We start from the raw sequence: 14,705 nt of genomic DNA on the forward strand, positions 1-14,705 counted from the left end.
CCGGGCCGCGCCCGCCGGGCCGGGCCGTGCCCCCGCTCGGGCCGCGGGAGGTCGTCAGATCCGGGCGAGGTCGTCACTCGTCCGTGACGACCTCGCCGACGTGTGACGACCTCGCCGGGGATGCCCGCCTCGAGGGCGGGCGGGGACGACGAAGGGCCCGGCACCAGGTGCCGGGCCCCTCGTCAGACGCGCCGCTCAGCGGCGGTCGTCACTTCTTGTTGCGACGCTGGTGACGCGTCTTGCGCAGCAGCTTGCGGTGCTTCTTCTTCGCCATGCGCTTGCGGCGCTTCTTGATGACGGAGCCCATGGGTCCTCACTCGCTTCCTGTTGGCGAGCGCGTGAGCGTCCGCCGGTTCGTGGTCGATCGACGCGCGGCACGACCAGCCCGGGGAGCGGGTCCGACGAGTCGGCCCTGCGCCCGCGGAGCGCCCACGCACGGGAAAGTCCGACCCCACCCTACGCGATCAGCGCGGTCGCCCGCGACGCGCCGGTCCCGGACGGGTGCGGCTCAGGACGAGAGGCGCCCGGCCCGGGGGCCCTCGTCGCCGTCGGCGCGCTCCTCGAGGTCCAGGCGCGCGGTCGACAGGTAGTGGTCCAGCGCGTCCTGCGGCACCCGGAACGAGCGGCCGACCCGCACCGCCGGCATCTCGCCGGAGTGCAGCAGCCGGTACACCGTCATCTTCGAGACCCGCATGACCTCGGCGACCTCGGCCACGGTGAGGAACCGCACGCGCCCGGGCTGCTCGCTGCTCATGACGGCTCATCTCGTTTCGTGCGCGCACGACCGGTGCGCGGGACTGGTGCAGGCACAGGCGCCGCGACGACACCTTAGAGCCTGCTGTGGCTGGTGTGAAAGAGGAGGCAGGTGGGACCACCCGTCAGGATGCACCCACCCTCTCGCACCCGGTCGCAGACCGCCTCCCGCGACCGGCCGGCGCGACCCTGCCGGCCCCGCGCTCAGTCGTGCAGGGCGTCGAGTCCGAGCAGGGGGAAGACCGCGGACCGCGTCGCGCGGATGGCCCGGTCGACGTCGTCCGCCGGGTCGAACCCCGAGGCGAACGGGCGCCAGGCCAGGGGGGCGCCGTCGGACATCGTCGCGGGCCCGGCACGGCCGTAGAGCTCGACCACCTGGGCGCGCCAGTCGTCCGGCATCCGGGTCCCCGGGTCCAGCGGGTGGTGCGCGGCGATCGCCAGCAGGTGGGTCCAGGCGCGGGGCACCACGTCCACGACCGCGTACCCGCCGCCGCCGAGCGCCACCCACCGGCCGTCCGCGGCCTCGTGCGCGAGGTCGTGCAGCCAGGACGACGCGAGCCGCTCCGCGTCGACGGAGACGTCCAGGTTGGCGATCGGGTCCTCGACGTGCGCGTCGCAGCCGTGCTGGGTGACGAGCACCTGCGGCGCGAACGCCCGCACGACCGGCGGGACGACCGCGTCGATCGCCCGCAGCCACGCCGCGTCCTCCGTGTGCGACGGCAGCGCGAGGTTGACCGCGGTGCCGGGCGCGTGCGGCCCGCCGGTCTCGTCGGGGAACCCGGTGCCGGGGAACAGCGTCGCGCCGCTCTCGTGCACGGAGACCGTCAGCACCCGGGGGTCGTCCCAGAACGCCCGCTGCACGCCGTCGCCGTGGTGGGCGTCGATGTCGACGTAGGCGACGCGCTCGGCGCCGGCCGCCAGCAGCGCGCGGATCGCGACGGCCGCGTCGTTGTAGACGCAGAAGCCGGACGCGGCCCCGGGCATGGCGTGGTGCATGCCGCCGGTCAGGTTGACGGCGTGCTCGGCGCGCTGCTCCCAGACGGCGAGCGCGGCCTCCCGGCTGCCGGCGACGATCCGGGCGGCGGCCTCGTGCATGTGCGGGAAGACCGGGTCGTCCTCGGTGCCGATGCCGCGGGCCGGGTCGCCCGCGCCGCCGTCGGACGCCTGGCGCACGGCGGCGACGTAGGCGGGCTCGTGCGCGGTCTCGATCTCCGCGTCGGTGGCGGGCTCGGCACCGACCACCTCGACGCCCGGCAGGTCCAGCAGGCCGAGCGACCGGGCGAGGCGCACCGTGAGGTCCAGCCGCAGCGGCGCCATCGGGTGGCCGGGGCCGAAGTCGTACCCGAGCAGCTCGGGCGTCCACACCACGCGCACCCGGCTGGTCATGCCCACACCGTAGCCGCTCGCGGCCGCCGGGCCGTCGCCGTGCCAGAGTAGGGCTCCCGCGCGCGCGAGCCGTGCCGGGCCCGTCCGGCGGCCGCCGGCGGTGCGTGGTGAGCGAGCGGGGCGGAGGGCGGATGGCACGGGGCTTCTCGGGCGCCTTCTGGTCGGGTCGTGAGCTGATCGACCGCCTGGCCCGCCAGTCCCCGGCCCGCCTGGCGCTCGGGGTGTTCGCCTCGGTCATCGCGGTGTTCACGGCGCTGCTGTCGATGCCGTGGGCCACGGCCTCGGGCGAGCGCGCCCCGTTCGTGGACGCCTTGTTCACCGCCACGTCGGCGGTCTGCGTCACCGGACTGGTCACGGTGCCGACCGGGACCTACTGGTCGACGGCCGGGCAGGTCGCGATCCTGGTCGCGATCAAGATCGGCGGCCTCGGCGTGATGACGCTGGCGTCGATCCTCGGCCTAGCGGTGTCCCGCCGGATCGGGCTGACCCAGAAGCTGCTGGTCAGCTCGGAGACCAAGGAGACCCGGCTCGGCGAGGTGGGCTCGCTGGTCCGGACGGTCATCGTCACGTCGACGGCGCTCGAGGTCGCGATCGCGCTGGTGCTGATCCCCCGGCTGCGCATCGTCGGCGACGACTGGGCCGAGGCGATCTGGCACGGCGTGTTCTACGCGGTGTCGGCGTTCAACAACGCCGGGTTCATCCCGACCGAGGAGGGCCTCGAGCCGTTCGCGGCCGACTGGTGGATGCTGCTGCCGATTATCATCGGCGTGTTCATCGGCTCGCTCGGCTTCCCCGTGATCCTCAACATCGCGCGGACCTGGCGCCGCCCCCGGCGCTGGAGCCTGCACTCCAAGCTGACCGTCACCACGTCCGCCGTCCTCGTGGTGGTCGGCTCGGTGCTGGTGGCGGCCTTCGAGTGGACCAACCCGCGCACGCTCGGCGGGATCGGCTGGAACGAGACGATCCTGGCGTCGCTGTTCGCCGGGGTCATGCCGCGCTCCGGCGGCTTCTCGACCGTCGACGTCGGTGGCATGCACGAGAGCACCTGGTTGCTGAACGACGCGCTGATGTTCGTCGGCGGCGGCTCGGCGTCCACCGCGGGCGGCATCAAGGTGACCACGCTGGCCGTCATGCTGCTGGCCATCGTGGCCGAGGCGCGCGGCGACAAGGACGTCGAGGCGTTCGGCCGGCGCATCCCGCGCGAGGCGCTGCAGGTCGCGATCGCCGTCTCCCTGGTGAGCGCGACGATCGTCCTGGTGACCAGCCTGCTGCTGCTCGCGATCACGGGCGAGACCCTGGACGTGGTGCTGTTCGAGGTGATCTCGGCCTTCGCGACCGTCGGGTTGTCGACCGGGCTCACGCCCGAGCTGCCCGACGCCGGGAAGTACGTGCTCACCGTCCTGATGTTCATCGGCCGGACCGGCACGATGACGCTGGCCGCGGCCCTCGCGCTGCGCAGCCGTCGTCGGGTCATCCGGCTGCCCGAGGAGAGGCCGATCATTGGATGACCTGAACCGGACCGGCGCGACCGGTCTGCAGCCCATCACCAGCGGCGAGGGTGACGTCTCCGCGCGCTCGCGCGAGGCGGCCGACCGGCGCGGCGGGAAGAAGCCGAAGCGGGAGGCGGGCATCCTCGTCATCGGGCTGGGCCGGTTCGGCTCCGCCATCGCGGCGACGCTCGACCGGCTCGGCCAGGACGTGCTGGCCGTCGAGCGCGACCCGGAGCTGGTCGCGCAGTGGGCCGGCCGGATCCCGCTGGTCGAGGCCGACTGCACCAACCCGCAGGCGCTCGAGCAGCTCGGCGCCCGCGACTTCTCGGTCGCCGTGGTCGGCGTCGGGTCGTACCTGGAGGCGTCGGTGCTCATCACCGGCAACCTGGTCGACATGGGCACGCCGCAGATCTGGGCGAAGGCCGTCAGCGCCGAGCACGCCCGCATCCTGCAGCGGATCGGCGCGCACCACGTGGTGCTGCCCGAGGCCGACGCCGGGTCGCGGGTCGCGCACCTGGTGTCCGGGAAGATGCTCGACTACATCGAGGTCGAGGACGGCTTCACCATCGTCAAGATGAAGCCCCCGCGCGAGACCCAGGGCTTCACGATCGGGCAGTCCAAGATCCGCGAGCGGTACGGCGTCAGCGTGATCGGCGTGAAGAGCCCGGGCATCGACTTCGTCTACGCGACGCCGGAGACCCGGATCGGCGCGAACGACCTGCTGATCGTCTCGGGGCACGCGGAGCTGCTCGAGCGGTTCGCCGCGCGGCCGTGAGCGGCGGGGTGCCGCGCCGACCCGCCGAGCCGCGCCCGCCGTGGCGCACGTCGGCGCCCGGTGCGCGGGACAGCCGCACGCTGCTGGTCGACGCCCTGCGCCGGGCCGACGCACTCACCCAGGTGGAGCTCGCGGCCGCCACGGCGCTGTCGCCCGGCACCGTGTCCGGGGCCGTCGCCGCGATGGCGGCGGACGGCCTGGTGCGGGTGCACCTCACGACGCGGTCGGGACGGCGGGCGCGGTCGGTGCAGCTGGCGACGCCCGCGCTGGCCGGGGTGCACTGCTACCTGGACGAGGTGCGCGTCGTGCTGGACCTCGGCGACGGCGGCCGGGTCGAGGAGGCCGTGCCGCTGCCCGGCGGGCACCGGGCCGAGCACGCGGTGCGCACCGCGCGGGCGCTGCTGGACCGGCTGCTCGCGTCCACGGGGACGGACCCCGCCGCGGTCGCCGCCGTCGGGGTCGGCGTGCCGGCCCCCGTGGAGGTCCGCACGGGCCGCGTGGCGGGCTCGGGCGTCCGCGACGGCTGGGGCGGCATGGTCGGCGCGCCCGCGCTCTTCGCGCCCTCCCCGGGCGTCCCGGTGGTGTTCGACAACGACGGCAACCTGGGTGCGCTCGCCGAGGCGCGGCTCGGCGCCGGCCGCGGCTGCGCCACCGTGGTGCACGTCGCGGTGAGCGAGGGCGTGTCCGGCGGGATCGTCGTCGGCGGGGACGTCGTGCACGGGCGCACCGGGACGGCCGGCGAGCTGGGGCACCTGACCATCGACCCCGACGGCCCGGTGTGCTCGTGCGGCAACCGCGGCTGCCTGCAGGTCTACGCGGGCTCCGCCGGCGTGCTCGACCTGCTGCGCGCCAGCCACGGCCCGGTGACCATCGCCGACGTCCTGGACCTGGCGCTCGCCGGGGACCCCGGGTGCCGCCGGGTGCTGTCGGACGCCGGCCGGCACCTCGGCACGGCGATGGCGTCGGTCTGCACCGTGCTCGACCCCGACGTCCTGGTGGTCGGCGGCGCGCTCGCGGCCGCGGGCGACCTGCTGCTCGACCCGCTGCGGGAGGTGCTGGCCGAGCGCACGGCGGTGACCTCCGGCGCGGTGGTCGACGTGGTCGGCGGCGCGCTGGGCGCGGCCGCACCCGCGCGCGGCGCGCTCCTGCTGGCGCGGGACGCCGTGCTGACGGGCGCCCCGGCCGCCTGAGCGCCGGGGGGCGCACGGGCCCTCGCGCCCGTGAACCGGGGCACACGACCTCATTCTCCGCCGCCGCGTGCCGATGAACACGGTGAGCGCCGCCCGACCGGGGCGGCCGGCTGGGGAAGGAGGCGCGAGGTGACCGGACCCGTGGTGACGGCCGCCCTGCCCGCCGCTCCCGGCACGCTGCCCACCGCTCCCGGTGCGGAGCGCCCCGAGCCCGACGCCGCCCTGCCGAACGGCGTCGTCCACCGGCTCGCCGCGCTCGAGCGGGTCGGTGCCGTGACGTCGGACCCGGAGCCGCGGTTCGACCGGGTGGTCCGGCTCGCGCGCCAGCTCTTCGACGTCCCGACGGCCACGGTCTCCCTGATCGGGGCGGGCGACACCGCGCACGTGCCGCCGGCGGCGCCCGTCGAGGTCCGTCCGACCGACGCACCGGCCCCGCCGGTGTGCGACACCTCGGTGATCGAGGACCGGGGACCCGGCACCCGGCTCCGGTTCTACGCCGAGCACCCCCTGGTCGGCCCCGACAGCCGGCGCCTGGGCACCCTGTGCATCGCCGACACCCGGCCGCGCCGCTTCACCGCCGACCAGTCCGCCCTGCTGCGGGACCTCGCGCACTGGGTGGCCAAGGAGCTGTCGGTCGACGCCGAGCTGCACCAGGCGCAGCAGGTGCAGATCGGCCTGCTGCCCCGCGAGACCCCCGCGGCGGACGGCTACGAGCTGGCGGGTGCCTGCCTGCCCAGCCGGATGGTCGGCGGCGACTTCTACGACTGGTACCCGGCCGACGGCGGCCTCGTGCTGACGCTCGCCGACGTGATGGGCAAGGGCCCGGCCGCCGCGATCCTGGCGGCGGCCGTGCGGGCCGTCCTGCGCGGGTCGGCGCACGGCGAGGACGTCGACCGCGCCATGCTGCACGCCGGGGCCGTCCTGCACGCCGACTTCTCCGACGCCGCGCTGTTCGCGACCGCGTTCCACGCCCGGCTGGACGCGGCCACCGGGCGGGTCACCTACGCCGACGCGGGGCACGGGCTGACGCTGGTGGTCCGGGCCGACGGCACCTGGGAGCGCCTGGAGGCGCTCGGGCTGCCGCTCGGCGTCACCGACGAGGCGCACCGCGCGCTCGGCGAGCGGCACCTGGGCCCGGGCGACCTGCTGGTCACCTTCAGCGACGGCGTGCTCGACCTGTTCGACGGGACGCTGCGGTGCGTGCCGCTGCTCGCCGGCGAGCTGCTGGACTGCCCCAGCGCCGACGAGGCCGTGCAGCGCGTGCTGCGGCTCGCCGCGGTGGCGCCGGGACGCCCCGACGACATCACCGTCGTCGCGCTGCGCCGCGCGCGCTGACCCGACCTCCTCCCTACAGTGAGGACGTGACGGACGTGCAGCGGCTCGGGGCGGACGCGGTGGTCGGCGACTGCGGCCTGTACACCGACGGGGAGCGCGTGCCCGGGCGGGTGCCGCTGGAGGACGCCGCCCGCACGGCGCGCCGCACCGCGGGGTACCTCTGGGTGGGGCTGCGGGAGCCGACCGACGCCGACATCGCCGAGGTCGCCGAGCAGTTCCGGCTGCCGACGCTCGCGGTCGAGGACGCCGTGCACGCGCACCAGCGGCCCAAGCTCGAGGTGTACGAGGACGTCGTGTTCGCCGTGCTGAAGCCGGTGCGGTACGTCGACCACGTGGAGGTCGTCGAGATCACGGAGATCGCGATGTTCCTGCAGCCGCACGCCGTGGTGTCGGTCCGGCACGGCGAGGGCGGGGTGCTGCGCCAGGTGCGCGCCGAGCTCGACACCGGCGTGCCGCCCGAGCAGGACTTCGGCGCGGCCGGGGTGCTCTACCGGACCGCGGACCGCGTGGTCGACGGCTACGAGGTCGCGCTCGGGCACATCGAGCTGGACGTCGACGACATCGAGAGCCTCGTGTTCGGCCCCGGCGAGGACGACCACTCGGAGCGCATCTACAAGCTCAAGCAGGAGGTCGCGGAGTTCCGGCGGGCCATGCTGCCGCTGCAGCGCCCGCTCGAGCGCCTGGCGGCCGGCGAGGTGCCGCACGTGCCGGCCGCGGCGGAGCCGTACTTCCGGGACGTGCACGACCACCTGCTGCGCGCCGCCGACGCCATCGAGGTGATCGACCGGCAGCTCACGGACGTGCTGCAGGCCAACACCGCGCGGGTGACGACCGGCCAGAGCCGCGTGGCGCTGCGGCAGAACGAGGACATGCGCAAGATCTCCGCCTGGGCCGCGATCGCGCTGCTGCCGACCGCGATCGCCGGCATCTACGGCATGAACTTCGAGCACATGCCGGAGCTCGGGACGCGGTACGGGTACTACGTCGTGCTGGCCGTCATCGTCGGCGGGTGCGTCGGGCTGCACCGGGCGTTCCGCCGGAACCGCTGGCTCTGAGCACACGGCGAGGGCCGGGACGGATGACCCGTCCCGGCCCTCGGCCGTGCGTGCGTGCGCTGCTCAGCGGGCGACGCTGCCGCGGCGCTTGTTGAAGATGTCGAACGCGACGGCCAGCAGGAGCACGAGGCCCTTGACGATCTGCTGCACCGACTGGTCGACACCCATCAGCTGCATGCCGTTGGACATGACGGCCATGATCAGGCCACCGACCATCGCGCCGGTCACGCGGCCGACACCACCGGTCGTCGACGCGCCACCGATGAAGCAGGCGGCGATCGCGTCGAGCTCGAACATGTTGCCCGCGCTCGGCTGGGCACCGTTGGAGCGGGACGAGTAGACCGCACCGGCCACGGCGGCCAGGAAGCCCATGTTGACGAAGATCCAGAAGTTGACCTGCTTGACCTTCACGCCGGACAGCTGGGCGGCGGACAGGTTGCCACCGATCGCGTAGACGTGGCGGCCGAAGACGGTCCGCGTGGTCACCGTGTTGTACACGAGGATCAGCACGGCCAGGATGATCAGCACGATCGGCAGGCCGCGCGAGTGCGCCAGCTGCCAGGCGAACGCCATCACGACGGCCGCGATCAGGACCAGCTTGAGAACGAACAGCGGCAGTGCCTCGACGGACTGCTGGTAGCGGATGCGGCCCATGCGGGAGCGCCAGGCGCTGAACGCGTAGCCGACGAGCGCGATGGCCGCGATGATCAGCGTGAAGGCGTCGTACCCGTCACCGCCGAGCAGGCCGTTGATGAAGCCGCCGGCGACCTTCTGGTACGTCTGCGGGAACGGCGACAGCGAGATGTTGTCCAGCACCTGCAGGGTCAGGCCGCGGAACAGCAGCATGCCGGCCAGGGTGACGATGAACGCCGGGATCCCGACGTACGCGACCCAGAACCCCTGCCAGGCGCCGACCACCAGGCCGACCGCCAGCGCCGCGAGGATGCCGAGCCACCACGGGTGGCCCTGCTGGATCACGACGACCGCGGACACCGCGCCGGTCAGCGCCACCACGGACCCGACCGACAGGTCGATGTGCCCGCCGATGATGACGATGACCATGCCGATCGCCAGGATCAGGATGTACGAGTACTGCAGGACGATGTTGGTGAGGTTGCCCGGGGAGAGCAGCACACCGTCCGTCAGGATGGCGAAGAGTCCGATGATCGCGACGAACGCGATGTAGATACCACTTTGCCGCAGGTTCTTCGTGAAGATGTCCCGCAGGCCTGCAACAGCCGTCATCGAACCGTTTCCTTTTCCTTCGTCATGAGCTCCATGAGGCTCTCCGGGGTGGCGACCGCACGCTCCTGGACGCCGGTGATCCGGCCGAACGCGAGCGTGTAGATGCGGTCGCAGATCCCCAGCAGCTCAGGCAGCTCGGAGGAGATGACCACGACGGCCTTCCCCGCGTCCGCGAGCTTGTTGATGATCGTGTAGATCTCGTATTTGGCACCGACGTCGATGCCGCGGGTCGGCTCGTCCAGGATCAGGACCTCGGGGTCCGTGTAGATCCACTTGGACAGGACGACCTTCTGCTGGTTGCCGCCGGACAGCTTGCCGGTCAGCGCCATCACCGTCGGGGACTTGATGTTCATCGACCGCCGGTACTCCTCGGCGACCTTGATCTCCTCGTTGCCGTTGACCCAGCCGGCCTTGGACAGCTTGCCGAGCGCGGCCGCGGAGATGTTCTGCCGGATGTCCTCGATGAGGTTCAGGCCGTACGTCTTGCGGTCCTCGGTGGCGTACGCCAGGCCGTGGTCGATCGCCTCGGAGACGGTGCGGGTCTGGATCTCCTTGCCGTGCAGGAAGACCTTGCCCGAGACGTTGCGGCCGTAGGACCGGCCGAAGATGCTCATCGCGAGCTCGGTGCGCCCGGCACCCATCAGGCCCGCGATGCCGATGATCTCGCCGGCACGGACCTGGAACGAGGCACCGTCGACGACGACGCGGCCCGGCTGGGTGGGGTGCTCGACGTGCCAGTCCTCGACACGGAACACCTCCTCGCCGATGTGCGACTCGTGCGGCGGGTACCGGTGCTCGAGGTCGCGGCCGACCATGCCCTTGATGATCCGGTCCTGGGTGACCTTGTCCTCGACCATGTCGAGGGTCTCGATCGTCTTGCCGTCGCGGATGATCGTCGTGGAGTCCGCGATCTCGGCGATCTCGTTCAGCTTGTGCGAGATCATGATCGAGGTGATGCCCTGGCCCTTGAGGTGCCGGAGCAGGTCGAGCAGGTGCTCGGAGTCGGAGTCGTTCAGCGCGGCCGTCGGCTCGTCGAGGATGAGCAGCTTGACCTTCTTGGAGAGCGCCTTGGCGATCTCCACGAGCTGCTGCTTGCCGACGCCGAGGGCGCCGATCGGCGAGGTCGGGTTCTCGTCCAGGCCCACCCGCGCCAGCAGCGCGGCGGCCTCGGAGTTGGCCCGGTTCCAGTCGATGAGCCCGCGGTGCGCGCGCTCGTTGCCCAGGAAGATGTTCTCCGCCACGGACAGGTACGGCACCAGGGCGAGCTCCTGGTGGATGATCACGATCCCCTTGTCCTCGGAGTCGTTGATCGAGCCGAACTCGACCGTCTCCCCGTCGAACCGGATCTCACCGTCGTAGGTGCCGTGCGGGTACACGCCCGACAGCACCTTCATGAGGGTGGACTTGCCGGCCCCGTTCTCCCCGCAGATCGCGTGGATCTCTCCCCGCTTGACGTTCAGGTTGACGTCCTGCAGAGCCTTGACCCCGGGAAAGGTCTTGGTGATGGAGTGCATTTCCAGGATGTGGTCGCTCATGCGGCCTCGACCGTCCTCGTTCGTCGGGCGTGGTTCGGTTCCGCGCAGACCGGCCGGCACGTCGCGTGCCGGCCGGTCCGCGGGACTCGCGTGGGTCAGGCGATCAGGCCTGGCCGCTCGCGACCTGCTCCTCGGTCCAGTAGCCCGAGTCGATCAGCAGGGACTGGATGTTGCTGGCGTAGACGATGTCCGACTCCAGCAGGTAGGACGGGACGACCTTGACGCCGTTGTCGTACGACTCGGTGTCGTTCGCCTCGGGCTCCTCGCCCTCCAGGAACGCCTGGGCCGCGACCACGGACTGCTCCGCGAGCTTGCGGGTGTCCTTGAAGATCGACGCGAACTGCACGCCGTCGTTGATCAGCTTGACCGAGGCGATCTCGGCGTCCTGGCCCGTGACGGGCGGCAGGCCGGCCTCGATCGAGTCGCCGTAGCCGGCGTTCTGCAGCGCGGTGATGATGCCGCGGGAGATGCCGTCGTAGGGCGACAGCACGCCCTGGACCTTGGTGCCGTCCGAGTACGTGGAGGTCAGGAGGTCCTCCATGCGCTTCTGGGCGGTCTCCTGCAGCCAGCGCAGCGTCGCGACCTGCTCGATGTCCGTCTGGCCGGACTTGACGACCAGCGTGCCCTCGTCCAGGTACGGCTGGAGCGTGTCCATCGCGCCCTGGTAGAAGAAGTGCGCGTTGTTGTCGTCCAGCGAGCCGGCGAACAGCTCGATGTTGAACGGGCCCGTCGCGGTGCCCTCGGAGCCGTCCTCGTTGAGGAGGCCCAGGCCGACCAGCAGCGAGGTGGCCTGCTGGACACCCACGTTGTAGTTGTCGAACGTGACGTAGAAGTCGACGTTCTCGGTGTCGCGGATCAGGCGGTCGTAGGCGATGACCGGGATGCCGGCGTCCGCCGCGGCCTGCAGCTGGTTCGACAGCGCGGTGCCGTCGATCGAGGCGACGATCAGCAGGTCGACGCCCTTGGTGATCATCTGGTCGATCTGCTGCGACTGCGTCGGGATGTCGTCCGCCGCGTACTGGAGGTCGACCGAGTAACCGGCCTCCTCGAGCTGGCTCTTGACCGCGTCGCCGTCGGCGATCCAGCGCTCCGAGGTCTCCGTCGGCATCGCGACGCCGATCGTCATGTCGGCCGGGTCGCCGCCGCCGGTCTCCTCGGTGCCGCTGCCGGCACCGCCGCCGGAGCACGCCGCCAGGCCGAGCGCGAGAACGCCGCCGAGCGCGACGATCTTGATGCTCTTCATGTCCTTCTCCTCCTCGAGAGGGTTGCTGACCTCGTCGTCTGCGGGGACGCGTTGCGTCGTCGCCCGCCCTGCCCTGCGCCGCGCTGACGGGGTTCTTTCCCCGTCGCCGGCGAGCACCTGCACACTCTCCCGGGGTTGAGTTCAAGAAGTCAAGCCAAAGATTCAGGGCGCAGGTTGCAGATGGATAACGGCCGGGCCGGCACGGCCCCCGGCGGGTGTTGATGCTGGTCAGCGGCGCTTTCCGATCGTCGCGCGCCGACCGCGGTTCACCCGCTCGGGACGGCGAGCGGGTGACTGCTGAGTTCTGCGACCGAACTCAATGGCGCGATCGAGTGGCGCGCGCTGCGACGCCACCCGGGTACGCGGACGGCCCGCCCCCGATCGCTCGGGGGCGGGCCGTCGGCCGTGCGGTGCGGTGCGGTGCGGGTCTACAGACCCTGCGCCACCCGGTAGTACACCTGGTTCCAGCGCACCTGGTCGCGGAACCCGCGGCGGGTGGTGTCCTCGTCGATGACCAGCAGCTCCGTGCCGGCGATGTCGGCGAAGATCTCGAACGCCTCGACGCCCGCGGCGGTCGACATCACCGTGTGGTGCGCGCCGCCGGCGGTGAGCCAGGCCTCGGCCGAGGTGGCGAAGTCGGGGCGGGGCTCCCACACGGCACGGGCCACGGGCAGGTTCGGCAGCTCCTGCGTCGGCGGCACGATGTCCACGACGTTCGCGGTCAGCCGGAACCGGTCCCGCATGTCCGCCATCGAGACCACGACGCCCACGCCCGGGTCGGCGTCGAACACCATGCGGACCGGGTCCTCCTTGCCACCGATGCCGAGCGGGTGGATCTCCACCTTCGGCTTCGAGGTGGTCAGGGTGGGGCAGATCTCCAGCATGTGCGCGCCGAGGATCTTCTCCGCGCCGGGGGTGAGGTCGTAGGTGTAGTCCTCCATGAGCGACGCGCCGCCGGGCAGGCCCTCGCCCATCACCTTGGCGGCACGCACCAGGACGGCGGTCTTCCAGTCGCCCTCGGCGCCGAAGCCGTAGCCCTTGGCCATGAGGCGCTGCACGGCGATGCCGGGCAGCTGGCGCAGGGCGCCGAGGTCCTCGAAGTTGGTCGTGAACGCCTTCGCGCCGACCGACGTCAGGAAGGTCTCGAGCGCGATCTCCTGCCGGGCGGCGTACCGGAGCGACTCGTGGCGGTCCCCGCCGCGGCGCAGCTCGGGCACGACGTCGTACAGGTCCTCGTACTCGGCGACCAGCGTGTCGACGTCGGCGTCCGCGACCGCGTCCACGGCGGCGACCAGCTCGTTGACGCCCCAGGTGTTCACCGTGACGCCGAACCGCAGCTCGGCCTCGGTCTTGTCGCCCTCGGTGACGGCGACGTTGCGCATGTTGTCGCCGAACCGGGCCAGCGTCAGCTCGTGCGTGGCCGCCCAGCCCGCCGCGGCGCGCGCCCAGGTGCCGATCCGCCGGGTGACGGCCGGGTTGGAGGCGTGGCCGACCACGGTCGTGCGGGCCACGCCCAGGCGGGTCGCGATGTACGCGTACTCGCGGTCGCCGTGCGCGGCCTGGTTGAGGTTCATGAAGTCCATGTCGATGCTGTCCCAGGGCAGCTCGACGTTCGCCTGCGTGTGCAGGTGCAGCAGCGGCTTGCGCAGCGCGTCCAGGCCGGCGATCCACATCTTGGCCGGGCTGAACGTGTGCATCCAGGTGATCACGCCGAGCACCCGGTCGTCCGAGTTCGCGTCGAGCATCGCCCGGCGGATCGCGGCCGAGTCCTTGAGGACGGGCTTCCAGACGACCGTCACCGGCACGTCGGACGCGGCGTCGATCTGCCGCGCGACCTCCTGCGACTGCTCGGCGACCTGGCGGAGGGTCTCCTCGCCGTAGAGGTCCTGGCTGCCGGTGAAGAACCAGACCTCGCGGTCGGCGTAGGGCTTGCTCATCAGTGCTGCTCCTTCGGGGTGGTGGCCGCAGCGGCGCTGCTCTGGCCGTAGACGTTCTGGTACCGGGCGTACAGGGAGTCGACGTCGGCCTGCGGGATCCGGGTGGGCTCGCCGAGCTGGCGGGAGATGTGCACGGTGCGCGCGACCTCCTCGACCATGACGGCGGCCTTGACCGCCGCCTTGGCGTCCTTGCCGATCGTGAACGGGCCGTGGTTGCGCATCAGCACGGCCGGGCTGCGCGACTCCCGCAGCGTCTCGACGATGCCGCGGCCGATCGAGTCGTCGCCGATCAGGGCGAACGGCCCGACCGGGATGTCGCCGCCGAACTCGTCGGCCATCATCGTCAGCACGCACGGCACGGGCTCGGCGCGGGCCGCCCAGGCCGTGGCGTACGTCGAGTGGGTGTGCACCACGCCGCCGATCTCGGGCATGTGCGTGTAGACGTAGGCGTGCGCCGCGGTGTCCGACGACGGGCTGCGCGTGCCGTCGACCAGGTTCCCGTCCAGGTCGCAGACGACCATCGACTCCGGCGTCAGCTCGTCGTAGGTCACGCCGGACGGCTTGATCACCAGCAGGTCGGCCGCCGACGGCCCGGCGGGGTCGACCTGGACGCGCTGCGACACGTTGCCCGCCGTCCACACGACGAGCTCCCAGCGGGGCAGCTCGGCGTGCAGCTTCGCCACCACCTCCCGGGTGCGCGCGACGGCGTCCTGCACGGCCTGCGGGTAGTCGGCCAGGGTTCGGGTCATCGGGTGACTCCT

The 14,705-nt window shown here is 72.4% G+C and carries 13 protein-coding genes; 5 read left to right on the top strand and 8 right to left on the bottom strand.

The window, feature by feature from the left end; all coding sequences use genetic code 11:
• Positions 1–208 precede the first annotated feature (208 nt).
• From AC1050_RS09900 to AC1050_RS09910, 3 genes are all read right to left on the bottom strand, one after another.
• Positions 209–307 carry a 30S ribosomal protein bS22 gene (locus AC1050_RS09900; protein WP_003792170.1) on the bottom strand — a complete coding sequence of 33 codons (99 nt, stop codon included), beginning with the start codon at positions 305–307 and terminating at the stop codon, positions 209–211.
• A 201-nt stretch (positions 308–508) separates the two neighbouring features.
• Entirely contained in the window at positions 509–754 is a 246-nt protein-coding gene (locus AC1050_RS09905; protein ID WP_482387175.1) for a helix-turn-helix domain-containing protein, read from the bottom strand.
• Positions 755–957: 203 nt separating this feature from the next.
• On the bottom strand, positions 958–2,139 hold the full coding sequence (locus AC1050_RS09910) for an acetoin utilization protein AcuC (RefSeq protein WP_482387176.1): 1,182 nt from the start codon (positions 2,137–2,139) through the stop codon (positions 958–960).
• A 131-nt stretch (positions 2,140–2,270) separates the two neighbouring features.
• Here AC1050_RS09910 and AC1050_RS09915 point away from each other — a divergent pair, with 131 nt between their 5' ends.
• The 5 genes from AC1050_RS09915 (at position 2,271) to AC1050_RS09935 (ending at position 7,984) form a co-directional block, all read left to right on the top strand.
• Positions 2,271–3,647, top strand: coding sequence for a TrkH family potassium uptake protein (locus AC1050_RS09915; RefSeq protein ID WP_482387177.1), 1,377 nt, complete (start codon positions 2,271–2,273; stop codon positions 3,645–3,647).
• Between the two features lie 121 nt (positions 3,648–3,768).
• Positions 3,769–4,404: a potassium channel family protein gene (locus AC1050_RS09920; protein WP_482387272.1), complete on the top strand. Its 636-nt coding sequence runs from the start codon at positions 3,769–3,771 to the stop codon at positions 4,402–4,404.
• 8 nt (positions 4,405–4,412) lie between these two features.
• On the top strand, positions 4,413–5,594 hold the full coding sequence (locus tag AC1050_RS09925; protein WP_482387178.1) for an ROK family transcriptional regulator: 1,182 nt from the start codon (positions 4,413–4,415) through the stop codon (positions 5,592–5,594).
• Positions 5,595–5,723: 129 nt separating this feature from the next.
• Positions 5,724–6,929 carry a PP2C family protein-serine/threonine phosphatase gene (locus AC1050_RS09930; RefSeq protein ID WP_482387179.1) on the top strand — a complete coding sequence of 402 codons (1,206 nt, stop codon included), beginning with the start codon at positions 5,724–5,726 and terminating at the stop codon, positions 6,927–6,929.
• Between the two features lie 26 nt (positions 6,930–6,955).
• Positions 6,956–7,984 (top strand): magnesium and cobalt transport protein CorA, encoded by a 1,029-nt coding sequence (locus AC1050_RS09935; protein ID WP_482387180.1) that lies wholly within the window; start codon positions 6,956–6,958, stop codon positions 7,982–7,984.
• 63 nt (positions 7,985–8,047) lie between these two features.
• Here AC1050_RS09935 and mmsB read toward each other — a convergent pair whose 3' ends face one another.
• The 5 genes from mmsB to AC1050_RS09960 all read right to left on the bottom strand — a co-directional run bounded on the left by mmsB (position 8,048) and on the right by AC1050_RS09960 (position 14,693).
• On the bottom strand, positions 8,048–9,229 hold the full coding sequence (gene mmsB, locus AC1050_RS09940) for a multiple monosaccharide ABC transporter permease (RefSeq protein ID WP_482387181.1): 1,182 nt from the start codon (positions 9,227–9,229) through the stop codon (positions 8,048–8,050).
• Entirely contained in the window at positions 9,226–10,764 is a 1,539-nt protein-coding gene (gene mmsA, locus AC1050_RS09945; RefSeq protein ID WP_482387182.1) for a multiple monosaccharide ABC transporter ATP-binding protein, read from the bottom strand. The genes mmsB and mmsA overlap by 4 nt, the downstream gene beginning before the upstream one ends.
• A gap of 103 nt (positions 10,765–10,867) precedes the next feature.
• Positions 10,868–12,007, bottom strand: coding sequence for a multiple monosaccharide ABC transporter substrate-binding protein (gene chvE, locus AC1050_RS09950; protein ID WP_482387183.1), 1,140 nt, complete (start codon positions 12,005–12,007; stop codon positions 10,868–10,870).
• A 428-nt stretch (positions 12,008–12,435) separates the two neighbouring features.
• The gene (gene araA / locus AC1050_RS09955) at positions 12,436–13,944 is read right to left on the bottom strand and encodes an L-arabinose isomerase (protein WP_482387184.1); all 1,509 of its coding nucleotides are present in this window, start codon (positions 13,942–13,944) and stop codon (positions 12,436–12,438) included.
• Positions 13,944–14,693, bottom strand: a complete 750-nt coding sequence (locus AC1050_RS09960; protein ID WP_482387185.1) for an L-ribulose-5-phosphate 4-epimerase — start codon at positions 14,691–14,693, stop codon at positions 13,944–13,946. The genes araA and AC1050_RS09960 overlap by 1 nt, the downstream gene beginning before the upstream one ends.
• Between the last annotated feature and the right edge of the window lie 12 nt (positions 14,694–14,705).

The sequence above is a fragment of the Cellulomonas sp. NEAU-ZC6 genome (assembly GCF_056844425.1).